The organism is Hyella patelloides LEGE 07179, from assembly GCF_900659865.1.
Taxonomy (GTDB): Bacteria; Cyanobacteriota; Cyanobacteriia; order Cyanobacteriales; family Xenococcaceae; genus Hyella; species Hyella patelloides.
Window position 1 is genome coordinate 1 of record NZ_LR213816.1, and the last position, 20,144, is coordinate 20,144.

Below are 20,144 nucleotides of genomic sequence, written 5' to 3' on the forward strand. Positions count from 1 at the left end.
TACTTAATTGAACATTCTCTGATTTCCTTTTTGGCAATTACGCCTCATCCTACCCGTATTCGGGGTTTAAACTCTCGTCCGTCTACTTGGGGTTCGACTGTTTTCCAAGACCCGATATACGTTTTTATTTGTTCCGTTCGTTAGATTGTTGTGATGACTTAGGGCGATTCAATTTGCCTATCAAAATCTCTTGAGAGTGCAGCTACCAATACAAAATGCTGCGAGACTTCCTTTGATGATGTCGGTATTGGTTGTTCAAGCTACCGCATTCCTATAAGACACTTTTCTAGAATCTGTTTACCCATATCATCTCCCCATTAGCGTCAGTGCGGCTACTTGTTTTGCCTCTGATTACGCCCTGCTGCACGCTTTCATCTGTAGGATTCCGAGCCTACTCGTGAGTGCCAGATAGGGAGTCAATCGCTCTCTTCGATGGTAGGGTTTTCACCTACATCCAATGAACAGTTCCAGTTATACTTTATGTTCATAACTGGGGTGGCTCTACCTCTGTAGTCTCTACAGTCTCGCACCATCAACAAATCGCACTATATTCGAGTACAAACATTTGACACTGACAACTTGAGTATCAAAATCTATAATATCATATAAAGCCGTCCTAAAAGGACGGGGCTTGTATCCCATTGTTTTCGGTCATTTATCCCAACACAAACATGAATCTTTTAGGATAGAAAAAACATTTCCAAAAATTTTGATGCCAAGTCTTACCCAGAATTTAACTCATATAGGGGCTGGTTTTCGCGCTCTTTCAGACCCTTTAAGGTTGCAAATCATTGAATTGCTGAGTTCTCAAGAACTATGTGTGTGTGAACTATGCGAAAAACTAGACGTGAATCAGTCCAAGTTATCTTTTCATCTTAAAAACCTCAAAGAAGCTGATTTGGTGTATTCTCGCCAAGAAGGTCGTTGGATGTACTACAGTCTTAATTTGTCTCAATTTGTAGTTTTAGAACAGTATTTAGCTGATTTTCGACATTTGGAGGCAATTTTACCAGGGAGAAACTGTGATTAACTAATTATCCCGCTTTGGGCAGAAGGCAAAAGGTTTACCAAAAAAAAGAACTTTTTTTTGATATGTTATCAAAAAAATTTGATACATCAAGATTATTTGATGTAATATAGAATCGTTGCTGATACCAAATTAATTAGTGATTGCAATCGATTGATGTCTGGTTATCCGAGAATTGTCGTTAGCTCTCACAATATTTTTCGCATTTTTTTTTATATTGATGCGAGTTTCAGTGCAGCATATTAATTTCTGATAGCATTATGAGTTTAGAAAGTCCATCTATTAACGCCAAAGCGGTCAAAGCTGGCAGTCAGCTTAGTTTCTTTGAGAAATATCTTACTCTGTGGGTGGCTCTGTGTATTGCTGCGGGGATTGCTTTGGGAAGAATCTTTCCTGGGATAGCTCAAACTTTAGATGGGATGAGTATTTATAACGTTTCGATTCCGATCGCAATTTGCCTGTTTTTTATGATGTATCCCATCATGGTTAAAATTGACTTTTCGCAATCAGTCCAAGCCGTGCGATCGCCGAAACCTGTATTTTTAACTTTGGTAATTAACTGGCTAATTAAGCCTTTCACAATGGTGGTGTTTGCCCAGTTTTTTCTGGGTTGGTTATTTCAATCTTGGTTATCGGAAACGGAAGTAATTAGGGGTGTCGAAGTCACATTAGCCAACTCTTACATTGCAGGGGCGATTTTACTGGGTATAGCTCCTTGTACGGCAATGGTATTGATGTGGGGCTATCTTTCTTACAGTAACCAAGGACATACTTTGGTAATGGTAGCGGTTAACTCTTTGGCAATGCTGTTTCTCTATGCACCATTGGGAAAATTATTACTCGCAGCTAATAATCTCTCTGTACCTTGGGAAACTATTGTGTTGTCGGTTTTAATTTATGTTGGTTTACCCTTAATCGCGGGGATATTCAGCCGTTACTGGATTTTCCGCTACAAAGGAAGACGTTGGTTTGAAGAGAAGTTTTTAGAATATCTTTCCCCAATTGCGATCGCCTCTTTACTTTTTACTTTAGTACTGATGTTTGCCTTTAAAGGAGAACTCATTGTTAACAATCCTCTACACATACTCCTAATTGCAGTTCCCTTATTTTTGCAAACTAACTTTATTTTCTTCATTACCTATGTAGCAGCCCTCAAACTGGGCTTAGATTATGAAGATGCAGCCCCCGCAGCCTTAATTGGTGCAAGTAATCATTTTGAAGTGGCGATCGCTACAGCCGTTATTTTATTCGGTTTAAATTCTGGTGCAGCTTTAGCGACAGTAGTTGGGGTATTGATTGAAGTTCCAGTAATGTTAGTGCTGGTGGAATTTTGCAAGCGCACGGCTAATTGGTTTCCCAGACATCCCGAAAAAGCAACTTTACTCGATCCTCGTTGTATGAGTCCCTATAGATAAGTCGAGATAATTTTTATTCTGTTTTAATTGTGTTGTCTCAATCAAATTAAAGAATCAATCTCAATAAATTAATGTCCAATTTAGCTCATCCACCAAGAATTTTGTTTTTATATGGCTCATTACGAGAGCGTTCTTATAGTCGTCTTTTAGCAGAAGAAGCAGCCCGAATTATCACAGATATGGGAGCAGAAGTTAAATTTTTTCATCCCCACGAACTACCACTACGGGGACAAGTAGCAGAAACTCATCCCAAAGTGCAGGAGTTAAGAGAATTAAGCCAATGGTCAGAAGGTCAAGTGTGGTCTTCTCCAGAGATGCACGGTAATGTTACGGGTATTCTGAAAAACCAAATTGACTGGATACCTCTAGCTATTGGTTCGGTAAGACCAACTCAGGGTAAAACTCTAGCCGTGATGCAGGTTAGTGGTGGTTCGCAATCTTTTAATGCGGTTAATACCCTGAGAATTTTAGGGCGGTGGATGCGGATGTTTACTGTTCCCAATCAATCTTCTGTAGCCAAAGCCTATCAAGAGTTTAACGAAGACGGCACAATGAAAGATTCTGCTTATAGAGACAGAGTAGTAGATGTTATGGAGGAACTATACAAATTTACCTTATTACTGCGAGACAAGATTGATTATTTGACCGACCGTTATAGCGAACGTAAAGCTCAAGAACAAATTGTAAGTAAATAATTTCAGTGACAAAAAAAGATGAAAAAAGTGATGTTTGTTTGTAGAAGAAACTCCTGTCGTTCTCAAATGGCGGAAGGTTTGGCCAAAACACTGGGAAAAGGCAAAATTAATGTCACATCTTCTGGTTTAGAAGCCAGTCGAGTACATCCCACAGCAGTAAAAGTCATGTCAGAAATTGGAATTGATATTAGTAATCAAACTTCTGACTCTTTGAGCGATTTTAAGGCTGATGATTATGATGTGGTAATTTCTATGTGTGGTTGCGGAACTAGTTTACCCTCTGAATGGGTAACACAAGAAGTATTTGAAGATTGGGAATTAGATGACCCTGATGGGCAACCCATAGAGACGTTTCACCGTGTTAGAGATGAAATCAAAGAGCAAGTAGCTAAACTCATAGATCGACTTAGCTAGCGTTTAGAGATTTGAAGTTCCTATTTCTATTAAAGTAGTTTTACTGAATACCGAAAGAGCGATCGCTTTTTGAGAACGTCATCGGTTAAAAAATCAAGGCTATTAATATGTTTATTGTATTGATACTAATTTAGGCAGTTAAATGTTCAAATAATATTTTGCTGCCGATAAATATCAAAATTAATCCACCCATAATTTCAATTTTATTATTAAATTTATCGCCAATTTTATGACCAATAAACACACCTATAAACGACAAACAAAAAGTAATTATACCAATTAAACTTGCTGCTAAAATAATGGAACTTTTCAGTAAAGATAATCCTAAACCAGCAGCCAAAGCATCGATGCTAGTTGCGATCGCCAAGATTAAGAGAGTATAAGAATCTAGGGGATTAAATTGTTCTCTTTCGCTTTCTAACTGGCATGATTCATAAATCATCTTTACTCCAATAAAGCTCAATAACCCAAAGGCAATCCAATGGTCAAATTCAGCAATAAGATGATTAAAATTAATCCCTGCTCCCCAACCAATTAAAGGCATCAAACATTGAAAACCACCAAAAAATAAAGCAATCTTTAGTGCTTTATTAATTTTAATTCTCTGTATTAGCAAACCACTTGTAAGAGAAACAGCAAAAGCATCTGCTGCTAACCCTAAAGCCAAAAAAATTGTTGAAGTTGAATTCATTAATTAGAATTTAAAGTGTTTAAATAATCTTAAATTATTGGTTATTATAGTTGTTTTAACTGGCTTTGTTTTATCATAATTATTTCATTTTTAAATCATTGTCATCGATTGATGACATTTAATAGAAAACCGTGCAAAAACTATGTGCTTGAGATAGAAAATGACTCTCGTGGAGAATATATAGATGTCAGTCCAAGTGATCTATCCTGATGATGTTTGGTGGCTCGTGCCAGAAAAATTAGCAGGAATGTCTCGCCCACCGTTAGAAGATTTACCCCAACTCTATCAAGCAGGGATGCGGGGTATTGTCTCTGTTATGGATGAGCCTTCGGGTATCGAAGAGTATAAAAAGGAAGGATTTCAAGCTCTTTGGTTGCCCATTACAGGAGGCAAACCACCAACTGTAGAACAGGTCAAACAGTTCGTTCAATTTGCCGAACCACTAATAGAGAACAATCGACCAGTAGTAGTTCACTGTACTAGTGGCAACCGCAGAACGGGAACTCTACTTGCTGCTTATTTGATTGCTAAAGGAGAAAATCTAGAAAAAGCGATCGCCTTAGTTCAAGAAGTACGTCCTACAGCAGAATTAAGAGATGTTCAAAAGCAATTTTTATTTGATTTACCACAGCTATTAAACTAACAAAACTCAATCTTATCAAACCAAAAAACACCGACTTCTTATGAAAAAATATCGGTGTTTCAATTTTTAACTATCTAACACTGATAAATATTCAATGATTTAGGCTGCTAAGACAAAATCAACTTCATCTGTACCGCCAGTATTTCCTTGTCCTGAAACAATTTGTTCGCCATTAACATCCACCGCGAAAGAAGTGCCATTTAATTTGAGATTATAATCGGTGTTATCTCCTGTATAGCCTACACTGGCCACCATCTCGCGACCTGCATCAGTGTATTTAAAAGCGAGCATTTGGTTCTTATTCTGCTTATTATCCCTTGCCCAAATTACCATGTATTGCTCGTCTTGATATTCAAACACTTTGGGTGAACGAGTAGGAGTATAACGTCCTGGATCGCCAAAGCTTTTATCCAAAAAGTCTTGAACAGATTCTGGTTCTACTGTAGCGTAAGCTACTTCATCGGGTGCAGTTGCTTCGGCATCACCTTCTGCTTCGTCAACCACTTCTTCTTTGCCACGATTTCTAAAATAGTCTACTGCTTTTTTGGTACCGATCGCACCAACAGCAGCCACTCCAGCACCAATTAAAATATTACGTAATTTGCTCATGTTTGTTTTGCTAAATTTAATTCCACAATATATATATCAGATATATCTGATATACCAGTTAAACCTGAATTTGTACTATACAAAAGTTATTTTGCGTTTTTTTTAAGATATTGTTAGTGGTTGGCTCGGTGACTTGATTGAGATAGCTTTTTCAAGCTGGCGATCGCATATAGCTGAACCATTTTAGTTTCATCCTGTGCCAACTGTTCCAAGATATCTTGGGCTTCCAATGCTTGTAATTCTCCCAAAGCCGTAGCTAAAGCTTTTCTGCACTCAAAATTGATTGGTGAAGATGATGAAGAGTGCCAAAATTCTTTTAAGATACTGATTGCTTGGGGCTTTAATTCTGAGAGGGTAATTCTGCCCAAAACAGTAATAATTTCTTGACAAACTAAATTACTTTCTGTGGTGATGGCTTCTTGTAGATAATCTAGAGCCGAACTGATGTTACTCCAAGCTAAAGCTTTTACTAAATCTAATTTTAAACTTGAAGGTGTGTTTGGCGATCGCAAAGCTTCATTCAAAGCCTGATTTGCCAATTCGTCGCTCATTCTTCCCAAAGAGATTGCTGCTTGACGACAGACATCTGGATTCAAATCGTATAGTAAGGGTTGTAAATGGGTTACTAACTTCAATTCTTGGCAAAGATCGGCACAAAAACCCAGAGCAATTACCGCTTCTTTTCTTACCATGCTGTTGGTATCTTTTAAGGCTTTAATCAAGATAGGAGAAATTTGCGGATCGTGAAAACTACCCAATGCTTCGACAGCTAATAGCCTAATTTCAGAATTTTCATCCTGGGTTAATCCTCGTAAAGCAGGTAATACAGGGGAAAGACGAATATGAGCTAAGGATTTAGCAGCAGCTAGGCGGTAGTTTGGCTCTCGGAGCAAATTCGTTAAAGTTTCGATTGCAGGAGTGCCGATTGTGGCTAGACTTTTAGCTGCGATCGCAATTAAATCAGATTCCTGGGTATTTTGCAATAATTTTGCTAGAGCAATTACCACTCTTTGTTCTGGGAAATGCCCTAAAATACGGGCTACAAACCACTTAGTCTCAGCATCTATAGCTTCATCGTCTATAAGAGTAATTAATGGTGCGATCGCATAAGTTTTCATCAAAGGAAAAATCTTGGCAATATTCCATTTCTGTTGAAAGTCACCATCGATCAGGACTGCTATAGCTAATTCTAGAATTTGTTTTTTAATCTCTTGCTCTGTCTGTTCAAAACTAGATTTTGTGGCAAAAACAGGTGATTGTTGTAAACAGCAATTAACTTCTAACCAATTGTGAACTGCTGCTTCTTTCTGAGCTTGATGGATAAATGCTGTCGTCTCTGTTATTTGTTTCGCTTTCATTGTGCGATCGCTATCCTTAAGTTTGTTTTACCTTGCCAATAAAGCCCATTCAATCTTAAGTTTTGACAAATTGACAGCCTTAACGCAAGTTTTTTATGCTTAAAACACATGGATATGATGCATTTAACTCATTCTATTCTAGAAAAATATCACTTTCAATCAACGATTAATTACTTATTGTTCGTTGATAATTGTTGGAGATTGCAGATAATTATCTTGTGGCTCACCTCGATCTCTGGTGTAAGCATAAATCAAAATACCCAAGCTAACAAGAACAATCGAACTAAGAGTCATAGCAACCAAGAGAAGCTGCAATTTAGAGGAACGGTAGACAGTGCGTAATTGAGTCTGAGCCTTATCTTGAGTTATGGTTATTTGCTTTGATGGTGTTTGAGCAACATTAACAACCACCTTCGTTTGAGGAAGTTTTGAGTTTCCCGCAATATTTTTATCAGTCCATAACATTATATCTTCCAAGCCAACTTCTATCTCAGACCAAGTAAGAGCAGTTTTTGTCCGTTCTAATTTTGGTCTAACTTGACAATGAACCAAAGCTGCGGTGACATTATCATGACCATTTCTTTCATTGCCAATTTTAATTAAAGTTTCTACTGCTTTTGTGATGTCTAATTTATTATTGAGTACTGGCATAATGACATCACGCCAATATTGCTCTACCCGATCGAAGTCGCTTAAACCATCACTACAGAGTAAAAATAAACAATCATCATCAACTACCAAACGTTGTAAATTAGGATGTAACGCTGCCGAATCCCGCATCCCTAAAGCTTGAATCAAAGCTCCAGCAGAAGGATATCTTAAAGCATCTCGATAAACAGCATAACCAAGCCTGACTTCGCGAGAAGCTAAATCATCATCGGTAGTAAGTTGATGACAGCTATTATGAGTAATCAAGTAAATACGAGAATCTCCCACATTAGTTAGATATACTTCATGGTTATGAGCTAAGGTCATGACTAACGTAGTTCCCATACGCTGTCTTTCTTGTCTTTTTTCCCGATCGTTACGCTTACTAATAGCATCGTTGGCTTCGTTAGTAAACTGACGCAATTGTTGCAAAACATTTTTTGGTGTATTGTCTGGTTGATTCCAAGGAATTGCCGAAACGCGATCGCAAAGATAATTAACTGTCTCTTGAGAAGCGATCTCACCTCCTTCATGTCCTCCTACTCCATCACAAACAATCGCCAAAGACTGCTGTGTGACATCATTTTTGATTGGTGTTTCAGAATTAGGATAGGCAGTATCTTGATTATTATTTCGTGTTGGTCCAGAATCGCTAATGGCACAAATCTCATAAGAATATTCACGGGAATGGGCGCATAATTCGAGAATACGATCCAAAATCTCGATGATTTGTTCTATGCGATCGATTGCACCAGATGTTACGCGCTTACTCAACTCAATTAAAACACCTCGAATCTCGACATTAGCTCTTAGTGACCATTCTTGCCACAATTTACCTAAATCTTGGAGAGTTGGTGTCGTTTTTCCATTGGTTTCCAACTCCAGCAACTGAATAAAAGAGCTATTAACCCTAATTAATTCAGGATTGATCAGAGTCGCAGCCATCTTTTTTTCTGATAGTGGCTTCCATAAACCAGCTATTTGTCGCAACCAGTTAACTTGTCTACAGGATGTGGCTCGACTCCACACAGATGTCATTTGTGGTAATAAATCAGAAAAAGTAAGTTTTCCTTGCCGATTCACTGGTACAGTACCATAATCTAGTAACCAAATCTGAGTACCATCTAATTGACCATAAACTTGAGGTATGTGGGGAAAATAAGTAAATAGCTGTAGATAGCTCACGATTTCTTCAGGAATTTTGTCAGGAATTTGTGGTGTTTCTCCTGGTTGAGTATCGCAAAAAATGCGATTGCTAATTGCCAAATAACGCTCTGATGAAGGCTCTTCCTGTTTTTGATTTGATTTGTTTTGGTGACTATTTTTGTGCGCCCACTCAGCATCTTGCTCTATAATTTTTTCTTGTGGCTTAAAATTATTTCCTGTCTCAGAGTAAGATGCTTTTTCTCCAATCGCCCAAAGATAGCGTTTAATAACGGGTGTTTTACATCGCTGACAAAAACGCCTGTTAAAGTTGTTGGGGGCTACGCAATGGGGATTGGAGCATTTAATAGTAGGCTCTGAGTTTGGCATAGACACTGGGGAATTGGACGCAGGTTTCATATCTTTGCGCCGATTGTAACTTAACTATAGTTTTTAGGTGACCAGATTGTGCTTACTTTAAAGTAGAAAAGTAAAAAAATTATTGGTAATCACCAATAGAGAAAATAATTATAGATATTACTTTCTCTATAAACCAGTTTATTATGACCAGAGTTTTCCTGCCTGTGATTTTTGTCTGTAATTAGATTTGAACCAGCATTATTTATACCAATATTTCTTTTGATTGAGGTAATTCATGAAGTTCTCGCAATTGAGTTTCTAAAGCTGCTGTCAATTTTTGCGAACTACGACGTACAGACTCCTCTAAATATTCTGCTGCATTAAGGGGAACACCAATCTCTATTTTTACATCAGCACCCCAGCTAGGATAAGGGTCGCTATACTTTAAACTTACTGGTAAAATGTTGACCTCTGTTCCTGGTCTATCCACTGCGACATCTAGAGCAATTCTGGCTACACCACGTTTGAGGCTATAAACTTTGCGCTCGCGAACAATACCACCTTCAGGAAAAATTACCAGCATTTCATCATTTTGTAATAATTCTACACTATGACGCACGCTACTAACTCCAGGTCTTTTTGGGTCTATAGGAAAGCCACCCATGCGACTAATAAACCAGTATTGTAGTCCTTTAGCTTCATCGGCTGACACCATAAAACGTAGATCTCGCCCACTTACCATTCTGCCCACAGCATAAGGAACAAGCAACGCATCCCAACGAGAACGATGGGTAGGCGCAACAATAACAGGATTTTTAGTAGGAATATTTTCTTGTCCTGTAATTTCGATTTTGCCAAAGAATCCAGGGATAACAACATAACATCCTAAAGGGTATAGAAGGCGTGCTAGCCAAGGAGAAATACGAGAATTAGTAGTTAAAGATTGGGACTTGCTCATAGAAAATGGAGTAATAGGTAATAGGTAATAGGTAATGGGTAAAAGCAATTTTTAATTTCTGATCTTTCCCCTTTAGCAAATAACCTACTTTCTAATGTAGTTTTTCTTGAAACTGATGTTGTCTCCCAAAAGGACAGTTTTTCTATTGGATAATCAAGTAACTGTGTGAAATTCAATGGAAAATGCCTATAAGATACAAGAGTATTACAAGAAAAAGGACTCAGAATCCACCAAGGGCGAGTCGATCGCTCCTCTTTGTGATTTGACCATTGCGATAATACAAAAACTTTGTGTTCATCTAATTTATCGGCAATACCTCCTGCAACAAACGAAACGAAAGGTTCAGCACCTTCCATAGCCCGCTTTCTTAAGTCTGCATTCATACGAGTGAGGTAAGTAGGAAGATGCTCCAAAATTTCGTGGGGTTTCGCAAGTTCATCGGCTTCACAAAAAACTTCTAAACGTCTTAGAAGAATTGCTTTTGAGATTTGCTTTCCTATAGTCTCTTCATAACTATCTGTTTATAAAAGAGAATCCATTAAATCCATTATTTTGATATTATCTTCTGATAATGCTGAAGTATTTGCTTGTAAATTAGTTTCCAATAAACCTTTGAGAGCGATTAGTTTCATGCTGTTTTCGGCTAAAGTATCAGCGATCGCCTCTCCTGCGGGAAGATAACCCATCGCAGCCAAATCCATCAGTGCAGAACGACGTAATTGTAAATCTTCTCCTGATAAAGCCTGAATCAGAATATCTCCGTATTGGGCTTCTTGGGTTAACTGATACATAGCTCTAGCAGCAGCATATTTTACTTTGTCTACTGGATGCTCGATAAAAGGCTGAATTAGAGGAGTTGCTTCTGTTGCACCTAAAGTTCCCAAAGCTTCAATAACAGCTTCATAAGGCTGTACTAAATGGGGCTTTCCTGGGACAAATTGTGCTGCTTCTACTCCTCCCTCTAAAATCTGTATTAAGTAGGGAACACAACTGGTATCATCGAGAGTTTCTAAGGCTTGAGCTGAAGCTTCTCTGACATAAAAATCAGGAAACTCTAAACAGCAAATTAAAGGGGGTACTGCTCTTTTATCTCCTAATTTCCCCAACGCTCTAGCTGCATTACGACGCAAGGGATATCCGCCATCAGGAGCGCGGTCTGATTCATCTTCTAACGCCATAAGCAAAGCATCAATGGCTGCGGGTTCTTTAACTCGAAATTTTCCCAACCACCAAGCAGCGTAATAACGCGCACCTAAATCTGACTTTTGTTGTAAATTTGCGATCGCTGTTTCTACTGTTAACTGTTCCGCTTCACTAGAGCTTATACTTTTTTCCTCACCCTTCATCCTTCATTCCTCATTCTTCCTTAAAATAACAAGACCCAGATAAGTAAACAAATACCAGCAATCTGCACAGTATTCGCATACCTTTCTGGGTAATGCTTGTACGGACATCTCACGATTTTGAGGCAACCTCAAAATGCTTGTCCTCCAAAAACTAGGAGCTTTGAATTGAACTTTTACTAGCAGTAAAATACTAATCCATATCCCATAGTTAGATAGTTTGGTTCTCTTAACTAGCTAAGAGTGTTGATAGCGTAGTCTAAGTAAGAGTTAGCTTCTACGGCAGGGTCACCTTTTAAACCATGATTAGCTTTGATATATTTCAGAGCTTCAATATACCAGCTAGGAGATAGTTCGTAAGCACGGTTGATTTCATCTAAACCAGCCACTAAATACTCATCCATAGGGCCAGTACCACCAGAAACTAAGCAGTAAGTCACCATGCGTAGATAATAGCCAATGTCACGAGAACATTTAGCTTTACCTTCGGGAGTAGAAGCGTAGTTAGGACCGGAAGTAGAAGTAGTGTAGGGGAACTTGCTGTAAACAGCGTTAGCTGCACCACTAATTAAGCTTTGGGAATTAGAGGTTAAAGCTTTAGCAGCTTCTAAGCTGGCAGAAGCTTGACGAAAACGACCAAAAGCAGTTTGAATTTCGGTGCTGCTTAAAAAGCGTCCTTGAGAATCTGCTGCGGAAACAGCTTCGGTTAGAGGAGTTTTCATGGATTAGTTATGTCTCTTGGTTTTCTAAGTTTTACTAAAAAAATTTAGTTCAGTTAACGCACAAAGTTGACGGTTAACCAAAATTATAATTAAGCAACTGCTGATGCTGCACGGTCGAAGTAGCCAGCAATTTCAGATGCTAAAGCACTGCAATCGCCAGGAGTAATGCTAGTAGGATCTTTAACAATTGCTAAAGCAGCATCTTTCATTTTTTGAACGCCTACAGCTACGGATGCACCAGGAGTACCTAGAGCAAGATAAGTTTCACGTAAACCGTTTAAACAACGATCTTCTAGTACGCTAGCGTCACCAGTGAAGATCGCGTAAGTTACATAACGTAAAATGATTTCCATGTCTCGTAAACAAGCAGCGTTACGACGGCTAGTGTAAGCATTTCCACCAGGAGCAATTAACTGAGGCTGTTCTGCAAATAAAGCGCGAGCAGCGTTGGTTACAATTGCGGAAGAGTTGCTAGTGATGCGGTTAACAGAATCCATGCGCTTGTTGCTTTCTGCAACCATAGCACCCAAAGCATCCAATTGAGACGTGGAAAGAAACTCACCACGAGCATCAGCTTGGGATACTACTCTAGTAAATGCGTCAAACATTTAATTAATCTCCTACTCGATTTAAATTTAGTTTAGTTGAACTTCAAAAAATAATTTTAACCTATGGTTAGAGTTGAGGTAGCACCACCACGGTGGACTGATCTCTAACTTAAACATATTCAGCTTGCAGCTACATATGTTTTTCAAGTGGACTCCCAACTTTCAGTTTGTTAGAGCTTTTCTAATTTTCGATGCTTAAGATAAGGTTTTTTAAGCAGCATAAGAAAAGTTTACATTCGGATTGGACAGCCTGATAAAAAAGTTCAGTGACAATCTCGGCAAAACCGAAATATTTTGGCGGACAGGCAAAGACCTAGGGTAATTAGCGATCGCGGTAAGCCGATTTCGCAATTAGGTAACAACTAGGTGGAGTTTACCCCCTAAGTAACTTTTATACAATGGCGTTGAACCATTATTTGTTACATCTTGTTAATTTATGCAATATTTAGTCAGCCTATGTTTCTAAATCTACAGACTAATTAACCCAAATGCAGATAGGGCTGTAGCCACAATGCCCAAAGTAAGGATACTTGCTCCTGCAATAGTGGCAATCTTAGCTGCTAGAAGCACAGGTTGCGGAGGAAAATAAAATGTGCCATCCCAAAGAGTATCGATTCTCTTAGGAGAAAAATAGCCTATTTCCTCTAACTTACTACGATAGTCTGCTCCATAACGAGGCATTCTGGCAAAAGGAAGTTCTCCTTGTTCTCTTTGGGGTAATATGCGCCTTCTCTGATAAGGAACAGTATTCTCGCCAAAGTTATCAAGATACTCTTCGCTATCTAGCAAGTTATCAATGAAGCCTTCTATGCCTTGAGTTGCTAACACAATTGACCAAGCAAGCTTTTCTTTTTCACCGTAGATATTTCTGCCTAAAACTCTCTGGACACACATTTGGACAAAGCGATAATTACTGTTAGGCTCGTAATTGCGTCTGCGAAAAGATTCAGAGAGTATTAGTCCACGAATTAATTCTCGAGCTGTGATTTGACCAGCTTTTAGCTGTGATTCTAGGGAAGTTTGGCGATTACTAACAAGAATTTGTTGCTCATTAAAAATCTGCCGATAAGTTGCCCAGATTATCTGATTTTTCTCTAAGTCAGAAAGTCTTCTATCTGTCCTATAGACTACAGGTTTTTCATCTCCTCCTAATTCATAACCTACTACTCGTTGATTTTGCGAAGAAAGATCGTACTCTAATAGCGGAATCGCCATTTTTAGTCCCTCTATTGTATGGTTAAAGCCGATTTAGCTTCCCAGAAACTTAGTTAAGATTTTCTTGCACTCAGAGCTATTAAGGTTTAACTCTTTAATCGAGGATAAGCTATTTTGTAACACAAATAAGCTTATCTTTGTCTATTGTAAAAAACTGCAAAATACCGCAATGTTTTGCAACCATTTTGATGGTAGATAATTGTCTATTATTAACTATTAACCAGATTGATGTCATTAATTAGCGATCGCTAATTTTCTTTCTAGATCGAATAAGAAACCATGAATGTATTCTTCTGTCCATTCAGAGCCATACAGGCGAGTGAACATACCTCTAGCGGGGTCTTTTTCTGCACGATAACCAAGGTAGCGTTTTTGAGCTTTTAATATCTCATCTAGTCGTGATTTATCTGTTACTGGTGAGGCAGATTCTACAAGGTCGAGATAAGCAGCCAAATATTCTTTAAATGCTGAGAAGACTGTGGTTTCGACTACCTCATCTTTTTGAGGACGAGTCCATAAAAAAGCAGGGGAAAAAAATTGTTGTGCTTCTTCTGGAAAATCTCCACCCCACTCTAAATCTTGCTGATATTTCTCAAAAATAGGCAATACAGGCTTGGTATATTTCTCTTGATACGTAGGATCGTCTCTAAACAAAGGTTGCATATCCAGAGCAATTAGGTGTCCTCCAGGAAGTGTTACTAAATCCGCACCAAAAAAGGGTAAATCATAATTTGGTTCGGGAAAAATCACAAAGTTGAGTACCTGTAAAGAGTTTCCCCCTTGAACGTGAGCAGCCCTAATTTGTCTTAGTTTAGGAGATTTAAAGCCATGACTGGTAGTTAAAACCGCTTCTTGTCTTTTTCCCTTACCCATAATTCCCTCTTTGCGTTCAAAGCCTTCAGGAATTGGATATAGTGCTAAATCTAAACGCTGCTGTAAAGTAGAGATCGCGTAATCTAAAAAAGGTTGATATAAAGTCATATTCATTTATTCAGCAGAGACATATCGCCGATACGTCTCTACAGTTATCAGTTAACAGTTTGGAATCAAACAAGTAATTTTTAAAGATGAATTACTTTATCTAGTGGAAGCAACTGCTAGGGGTGAAGCATCTTCAAAGAGAAATTCGTAAAGAAATTTGTCTGCCCATTTTGCGCCAAAATAGCTACTAAATAAGCCATGAGCAGGGTCGCGTTCTGCACTATATTGGTCATAGTCTTTTTGTGCTTTGACGATACGCTGAATATCTTCTGGATCGGTTAAAGGTTTTGCTTTAGCCAAGGTTTCCCAATATAGTTGAATATATTCTTGATAAGCAGGAAACAACCTATTAACTACAGTATCAGGATCGGTTTTAGCAAAGAGTAGGTATTTAGAAAAATACTGATTAGCGTCATAAAATTTCATTTCTAAGTTTTGCGCCAATTCATTGTATCTGTCGCGGATTTCCCGCATTGGTTCGATATACTTTTCTTGATATGCGCGATCGCGAAATAAAGGTTGAAAGTCTAGTACTACCAATATTTTCTTTTTGCCAAAGGAAAGGAAATCAATTCCCAGGAAAGGAACATCATAGTGATGAGAAGGGTAAATAACACTATTAAATACTTGGGCAGTTTCCCCTGCATCAATATAGGTATAACGAATTTTTCTTAGTTCAGGAGATTGATAACACCAACTTTGAATTGTGGCTTGATTCTTTCCGCGATCGCTAATATTAGATTCCAACCCTGGAGGAATGGAGCGACTTTGTAATTCAAAGCGATCAAATAACTCTTTTTCTAAATACTCTTTAAAAGGCCCAAACATAAATTCTGACTGTAGATAGTAAAACTCACATTGAGCATAGAAAATATATATCAATCCAGTCTCACTTCTTAAAAACAAAGCAACAATCCGTAATGAAAGAGTAAATTAGTCCTTAAAAACCATAAATAAAATCTAAAGATTTGCCGTTTTTAGATTATTTTCTAAAAATTTAGGTTACTGCTATGACTCACTATACTTGTATTGCAATAAGCATACGTATATGTGATTCTGTGAACATCAACATATAAACATATAAATGTGTATATGCTCATAAATTCTGAAGCTGCTGAAGAGCTCCAGTTATCAGTAAAAATACTGATTAAAAATCAAAAAAGAATAAATAAATATTAGTAGCTTTTTGACAATTATTGAACTACATTTGTATATTTTATTTAGTGTGTTTTCACTAATTCACTTGTATAGTTGAAAACTATAATATTTGGGATAAGAATCTAATCTAATATGCAGCCAATAAACTCCTAAACCTGATGTGCTAACCCAAATAGGTTTTTGATTGAGATTTTGTTGCACGACTTCCCCTACAGTTTTCCACAGTGCTATTTGCTGAGAAAAAGGAGCTTGTCTAACAAAATTGGCAACATGGGTATAAGCCGAGTTTTCTATCAAAGGACATGGTACTACTAAAGTTGCATCTTTATGTAGATTGGAAAAAGTAACTATATCTTGCTCTTTAAATGTAGAAGTAAAATACTTTTTAAAAGGATTAGGATTCGGTTTTACTTGTTGTAGTCGAGGATTATCTACCAACACAAATTCAAATTTTCTATTGATAGTAGATAATGTAATGGGTGGTGTTTCCCAAAAGTAAGCTGAAAAAGGACTATTTGCTAGCAAAGAGTTAAAAAATGAGTTAAATTCAGAATCACTTTGCCATAATTCGATGGTCTGACTGTATGTAAGCTGCTGTTGATTAGCAAAAATTGTAAATTTCTGAACACGTTTTGATTGTAGAATTTCAACTTCAGATTGCCACATTACATCATATAAAGTACATGTTTGTAATCCTAGTGATTTGCCCACCTTGTTTTTACCACTAACGAAAATCTAATTATGATGAGCTAGCATTTGCTCTAACTTAACAGGAGATACACAACGTCTTTCCGAACAATAAGTTACTAGATTAACACCATTCATCATCCGCACAGAGCTAACGCGGACACGGAAATCATCATTAATAAACCAAGCTCTTTCTTGTCCTTGGTTATTATCGTAATCAGTGTTAATAGTCAAAATCCCATCATCCCCAAACCAATAACGGCTCACTACGGGAATTCCTTCGACATATCCTTTATTCCGAATTAGCTTACCTGTTTTTTTACTCTCATCGTCGGGGATATCAATTAAAATAGCTGCATAGTCGGCATTGGGTTCTTTTTCATCAGTAGTCGCCATCCAACGAAAACTCGCCCCTCCTGTAGCTATTTTTGGGTTAACATTTTGTAAGGCACAGACTTCTGCTACTTTGGAACTATCTGGCTCAATAACATCCACAATTAAGTTAGATTCCCCAGATTCATTATCTGTTACATCAAAATGGTGTACGTTACGTTCGATAAACCAAATGCCTTCACTCTTACGAAAGAAGTCCATCATGGTCATGGGTGGTTTAAAGTGCATTGTCTTAAATCTTTTATTTCTTATCTACTGATTCAACAATAGTAATATGGCTGGTAAATCAAAGAAAAATAAAATTGCTTATCAAGAATTTGGTACAAGTAGCAATCCTGATGCTTTTGCCAAAGCAGTACCAGATTTACCACCCCAGCAACAGAATATTAGAATACAAGCTACAAGGGCGGGACGTAAAGGAAAGACTGTTACGATAATTACTGGTTTGCAGCATAATCCAGAAAGTTTAACCAAGTTATTGAAGAAGTTAAAAGCTCAATGTGGTAGCGGTGGTACTGTCAAAGATGACACTCTCGAAATTCAAGGGGAACATAAACAAAAGTTGTTAGATATCCTTAGTAAACTGGGTTACAAGGCAAAAATTAGTGGAGGGTGAGTTAAGTAAGGAGGAACGAGGAATAGTTAATACTAAAGTATTAACTATGAAATGTTTATTTACAATTTTATAATTAAATTTCTAATTTCTTTTTCTTGAGATTCGATACTTTTTGTTAGCTGAAACTGGACTAAAGCTCGTCTTAAATTATGTTCGGCATAGTTGGTTTTAAAATAAATATCATTATTGAGATAATCAGTAAAAAAGCGTAATCCTAATTCAAAAGCAATTAAACGAATGCCTTCATAGATATATTCTAATTCTTGTTGAGTGATGAAATTATCGGCGATACTCAAATAACCTTGCAGGATTGCTTGTGCTAAATTTAAGTCGAATTGCACTTTTTCCCAATTGCTAGTTTCCTCTCCTAATGTATTACAACCAGAGCGCAAACAATCACCAATATCATAATGAATTAAACCTGGTTTGATAGTATCTAAATCTACCATAGCGATCGCTTTTTTATCCTGATTATCAATCATGATATTATTAACTTTAGGATCGCCATGAATAGGGCTTAATTTTAAAATACCTTGAGCTTTAGCTTGCTCTAAAATAGCAACAAAATTAATTCTTTCTTGAATAAATTGCTGACAATAATTGACTTCAGTAGCTTTTTTCTTAGTGGTTTTTGCTAAAGCCTGATGATATTGTTTAAGATAGCTAGGAGCAATATGAAATCCTGGTAAAGTATCGGCTAATCTCGTAACATCTAAATCGCTAATTAAGGTATGAAAAATACCTAATCCATAACCTATTTCTTGAGCGTGTTCTAAATTTTGAATTGTATTATAAGATTGAGCATTTTCAATAAAAGTTATAGCGCGCCAAAAGCGATTATTGCGATCTAGATAATGATGTTTTGCTGTAGAAGTTAATAAAACTTGGGGTACTTGCCAACAACGATTACTACCCAGAGATAAACCAGCTAACTTATGATTAACATGATTGGTAAATATCTGGATATTATCCATTATTAACTCTGGTTGAGTAAATACCTGAGTATTAATCTGTTGTAAAACAAAATGTTTGTTTTCTCCTCGATCTATAACAACCAAAAAAGTTTGATTGATATTTCCCTCTCCTAATTCTCGAACCTTAATAACTTTTCCTCTGGAGACAAATTGTTCGGCAATAGCAATTAAATCGTTCATGGTTCAAAATTTTTTGCTTTAATCTTGAAGCAATCAAGACTCAGGTTCAGATTCAGGAAAAATTCCTAGTTTTACTTCAACTACTTCAGTTTTACCATTACGAATAATTTCTACTGCTAAAGCTTGACCAATTTCACTTATTTCAACTTGTTCTTGTACTTGCAGAGAATTAGCTACGTCTTTTTCTTTAACCTTAACGATAGTATCTCCCTGCTGTAAACCCGCTTTATCTGCTGGAGAGTTGGGAATTACTTTGACAATTAAAACCCCTTCATCTTCGGTAATTCTAAAACCTAATTCTTCCTGAGAGTTAATTGCTTCTTTACTTTCGGGAGATAAATTAACCATGTGAATTCCCAAATAGGGATGATCGGCTTTTCCTTTGACAAATAACTGGTTAGCAATCCTTTGTGCTGTTTCAATAGGAATCGCAAAACCCAAACCTTGAGCATCGGCACGAATAGCTGTATTAATACCAATAACTTCTCCTTGGGAATTTAATAAAGGTCCTCCTGAATTACCAGGATTGATCGCTGCATCAGTTTGAATAAAGCGGACTCTTTTATCAGGAACACCTACTTGAGAACTAGAGCGATCAATGGCACTAATAATGCCCACTGTAACAGTATTATCTAAACCGAGAGGATTGCCAATAGCGATCGCCCATTCTCCAGGAGTTAATGCTTCCGCATTACCCATTGTGACGACAGGTAGATCTGTCGCCTCAATTTTTAAAACAGCAACATCAGTAATGGGATCTACTCCGATAACTTTTCCCTGATAGATTTGACCATCTTTGAGGGTTACTTTAACAGTTTCTGAGCCTTCTACCACATGAGCATTAGTCATTAAACGACCATCAGAACTTAAAATAAATCCCGAACCAGTACCACGCTCTACTCTATGAGGTACAGCAGAATTGTCTTCCCCAAAAAAACGACGGAAAAAAGGCTGAGTAAATTTTTCTGGTAGGGAAGAAGTTAATTCGCGAGAAGCATCAATTCTTACTACGGCAGGGCCGACTTTTTGTACGGCTTGAGCAATAAAATTGACATTTTCACTACTATTCTGCTGAATCGGAGGACTAACTATTCTAGGGATTCCTCCCGAGTAGACTTGAGGGGTTTCCACTATAGTTGGAGAAGTTTGTAAATGACGACTAACCCAAAATCCTGCGCCACCACCCAGTACCAATAAACTGCAACAGACACCTAGCTTATTGAAAGATAATTTCATATTATTTTTGCTGCTTATCGTTAGCTAACCCCATAGACAAATTATTACAGACAAAACCAGTTAACGGAAA

At 37.5% G+C, this 20,144-nt stretch carries 22 protein-coding genes; 6 read left to right on the forward strand and 16 right to left on the reverse strand.

Annotation, left to right across the window (positions count from 1 at the left end; all coding sequences use genetic code 11):
* Positions 1-712 precede the first annotated feature (712 nt).
* From H1P_RS10270 to arsC, 4 genes are all read left to right on the forward strand, one after another.
* Positions 713-1,030: an ArsR/SmtB family transcription factor gene (locus H1P_RS10270; protein WP_144866864.1), complete on the forward strand. Its 318-nt coding sequence runs from the start codon at positions 713-715 to the stop codon at positions 1,028-1,030.
* A 257-nt stretch (positions 1,031-1,287) separates the two neighbouring features.
* Positions 1,288-2,442, forward strand: coding sequence for an ACR3 family arsenite efflux transporter (gene arsB / locus H1P_RS10275; protein WP_144866866.1), 1,155 nt, complete (start codon positions 1,288-1,290; stop codon positions 2,440-2,442).
* Between the two features lie 71 nt (positions 2,443-2,513).
* On the forward strand, positions 2,514-3,137 hold the full coding sequence (arsH, locus tag H1P_RS10280; RefSeq protein WP_144866868.1) for an arsenical resistance protein ArsH: 624 nt from the start codon (positions 2,514-2,516) through the stop codon (positions 3,135-3,137).
* Positions 3,138-3,155: 18 nt separating this feature from the next.
* On the forward strand, positions 3,156-3,551 hold the full coding sequence (gene arsC / locus H1P_RS10285; RefSeq protein ID WP_144866870.1) for an arsenate reductase, glutathione/glutaredoxin type: 396 nt from the start codon (positions 3,156-3,158) through the stop codon (positions 3,549-3,551).
* A gap of 130 nt (positions 3,552-3,681) precedes the next feature.
* Here the strand turns inward: arsC and H1P_RS10290 are convergent, their stop codons facing one another.
* Positions 3,682-4,242 (reverse strand): manganese efflux pump MntP, encoded by a 561-nt coding sequence (locus tag H1P_RS10290; protein WP_144866873.1) that lies wholly within the window; start codon positions 4,240-4,242, stop codon positions 3,682-3,684.
* A 184-nt stretch (positions 4,243-4,426) separates the two neighbouring features.
* Here H1P_RS10290 and H1P_RS10295 point away from each other — a divergent pair, with 184 nt between their 5' ends.
* Positions 4,427-4,885 (forward strand): phosphatase domain-containing protein, encoded by a 459-nt coding sequence (locus tag H1P_RS10295; RefSeq protein ID WP_144866875.1) that lies wholly within the window; start codon positions 4,427-4,429, stop codon positions 4,883-4,885.
* Between the two features lie 99 nt (positions 4,886-4,984).
* Here the strand turns inward: H1P_RS10295 and H1P_RS10300 are convergent, their stop codons facing one another.
* The 13 genes from H1P_RS10300 to H1P_RS10360 form a co-directional block, all read right to left on the reverse strand.
* Positions 4,985-5,494, reverse strand: coding sequence for a hypothetical protein (locus H1P_RS10300; RefSeq protein ID WP_144866877.1), 510 nt, complete (start codon positions 5,492-5,494; stop codon positions 4,985-4,987).
* Between the two features lie 113 nt (positions 5,495-5,607).
* Positions 5,608-6,852 (reverse strand): HEAT repeat domain-containing protein, encoded by a 1,245-nt coding sequence (locus H1P_RS10305; RefSeq protein WP_144866880.1) that lies wholly within the window; start codon positions 6,850-6,852, stop codon positions 5,608-5,610.
* A gap of 174 nt (positions 6,853-7,026) precedes the next feature.
* A complete protein-coding gene (locus H1P_RS10310) occupies positions 7,027-9,033 on the reverse strand; it encodes a protein phosphatase 2C domain-containing protein (RefSeq protein ID WP_186375924.1) in 2,007 nt (668 codons plus the stop codon).
* A gap of 232 nt (positions 9,034-9,265) precedes the next feature.
* The gene (locus H1P_RS10315; RefSeq protein WP_144866884.1) at positions 9,266-9,961 is read right to left on the reverse strand and encodes a lysophospholipid acyltransferase family protein; all 696 of its coding nucleotides are present in this window, start codon (positions 9,959-9,961) and stop codon (positions 9,266-9,268) included.
* Complete coding sequence (locus H1P_RS10320) at positions 9,958-10,344, reverse strand: hypothetical protein (RefSeq protein ID WP_144866886.1); 387 nt, start codon at positions 10,342-10,344, stop codon at positions 9,958-9,960. The genes H1P_RS10315 and H1P_RS10320 overlap by 4 nt, the downstream gene beginning before the upstream one ends.
* A gap of 138 nt (positions 10,345-10,482) precedes the next feature.
* Positions 10,483-11,307 carry a C-phycocyanin alpha-cysteine-84 phycocyanobilin lyase subunit CpcE gene (locus tag H1P_RS10325; RefSeq protein ID WP_144866888.1) on the reverse strand — a complete coding sequence of 275 codons (825 nt, stop codon included), beginning with the start codon at positions 11,305-11,307 and terminating at the stop codon, positions 10,483-10,485.
* 230 nt (positions 11,308-11,537) lie between these two features.
* The gene (gene cpcA / locus H1P_RS10330; RefSeq protein WP_144866890.1) at positions 11,538-12,026 is read right to left on the reverse strand and encodes a C-phycocyanin subunit alpha; all 489 of its coding nucleotides are present in this window, start codon (positions 12,024-12,026) and stop codon (positions 11,538-11,540) included.
* Positions 12,027-12,115: 89 nt separating this feature from the next.
* On the reverse strand, positions 12,116-12,634 hold the full coding sequence (locus H1P_RS10335; RefSeq protein ID WP_144866892.1) for a C-phycocyanin subunit beta: 519 nt from the start codon (positions 12,632-12,634) through the stop codon (positions 12,116-12,118).
* Positions 12,635-13,102: 468 nt separating this feature from the next.
* Entirely contained in the window at positions 13,103-13,849 is a 747-nt protein-coding gene (locus H1P_RS10340; protein WP_144866895.1) for a phycobilisome rod-core linker polypeptide, read from the reverse strand.
* A 234-nt stretch (positions 13,850-14,083) separates the two neighbouring features.
* Complete coding sequence (locus tag H1P_RS10345) at positions 14,084-14,830, reverse strand: phycoerythrobilin:ferredoxin oxidoreductase (protein ID WP_144866897.1); 747 nt, start codon at positions 14,828-14,830, stop codon at positions 14,084-14,086.
* Positions 14,831-14,926: 96 nt separating this feature from the next.
* A complete protein-coding gene (locus H1P_RS10350; RefSeq protein WP_144866899.1) occupies positions 14,927-15,658 on the reverse strand; it encodes a 15,16-dihydrobiliverdin:ferredoxin oxidoreductase in 732 nt (243 codons plus the stop codon).
* A 411-nt stretch (positions 15,659-16,069) separates the two neighbouring features.
* On the reverse strand, positions 16,070-16,654 hold the full coding sequence (locus H1P_RS10355) for a DUF6940 family protein (protein WP_144866901.1): 585 nt from the start codon (positions 16,652-16,654) through the stop codon (positions 16,070-16,072).
* 69 nt (positions 16,655-16,723) lie between these two features.
* On the reverse strand, positions 16,724-17,296 hold the full coding sequence (locus H1P_RS10360) for a phycobiliprotein lyase (protein ID WP_144866902.1): 573 nt from the start codon (positions 17,294-17,296) through the stop codon (positions 16,724-16,726).
* Between the two features lie 46 nt (positions 17,297-17,342).
* Between H1P_RS10360 and H1P_RS10365 the strand changes: the two genes are divergently transcribed.
* Positions 17,343-17,684 carry a translation initiation factor gene (locus H1P_RS10365; protein WP_144866904.1) on the forward strand — a complete coding sequence of 114 codons (342 nt, stop codon included), beginning with the start codon at positions 17,343-17,345 and terminating at the stop codon, positions 17,682-17,684.
* Between the two features lie 59 nt (positions 17,685-17,743).
* Here H1P_RS10365 and H1P_RS10370 read toward each other — a convergent pair whose 3' ends face one another.
* A complete protein-coding gene (locus H1P_RS10370) occupies positions 17,744-18,838 on the reverse strand; it encodes a phosphotransferase enzyme family protein (protein ID WP_144866906.1) in 1,095 nt (364 codons plus the stop codon).
* 33 nt (positions 18,839-18,871) lie between these two features.
* A complete protein-coding gene (locus H1P_RS10375) occupies positions 18,872-20,074 on the reverse strand; it encodes an HhoA/HhoB/HtrA family serine endopeptidase (protein WP_144866908.1) in 1,203 nt (400 codons plus the stop codon).
* Between the last annotated feature and the right edge of the window lie 70 nt (positions 20,075-20,144).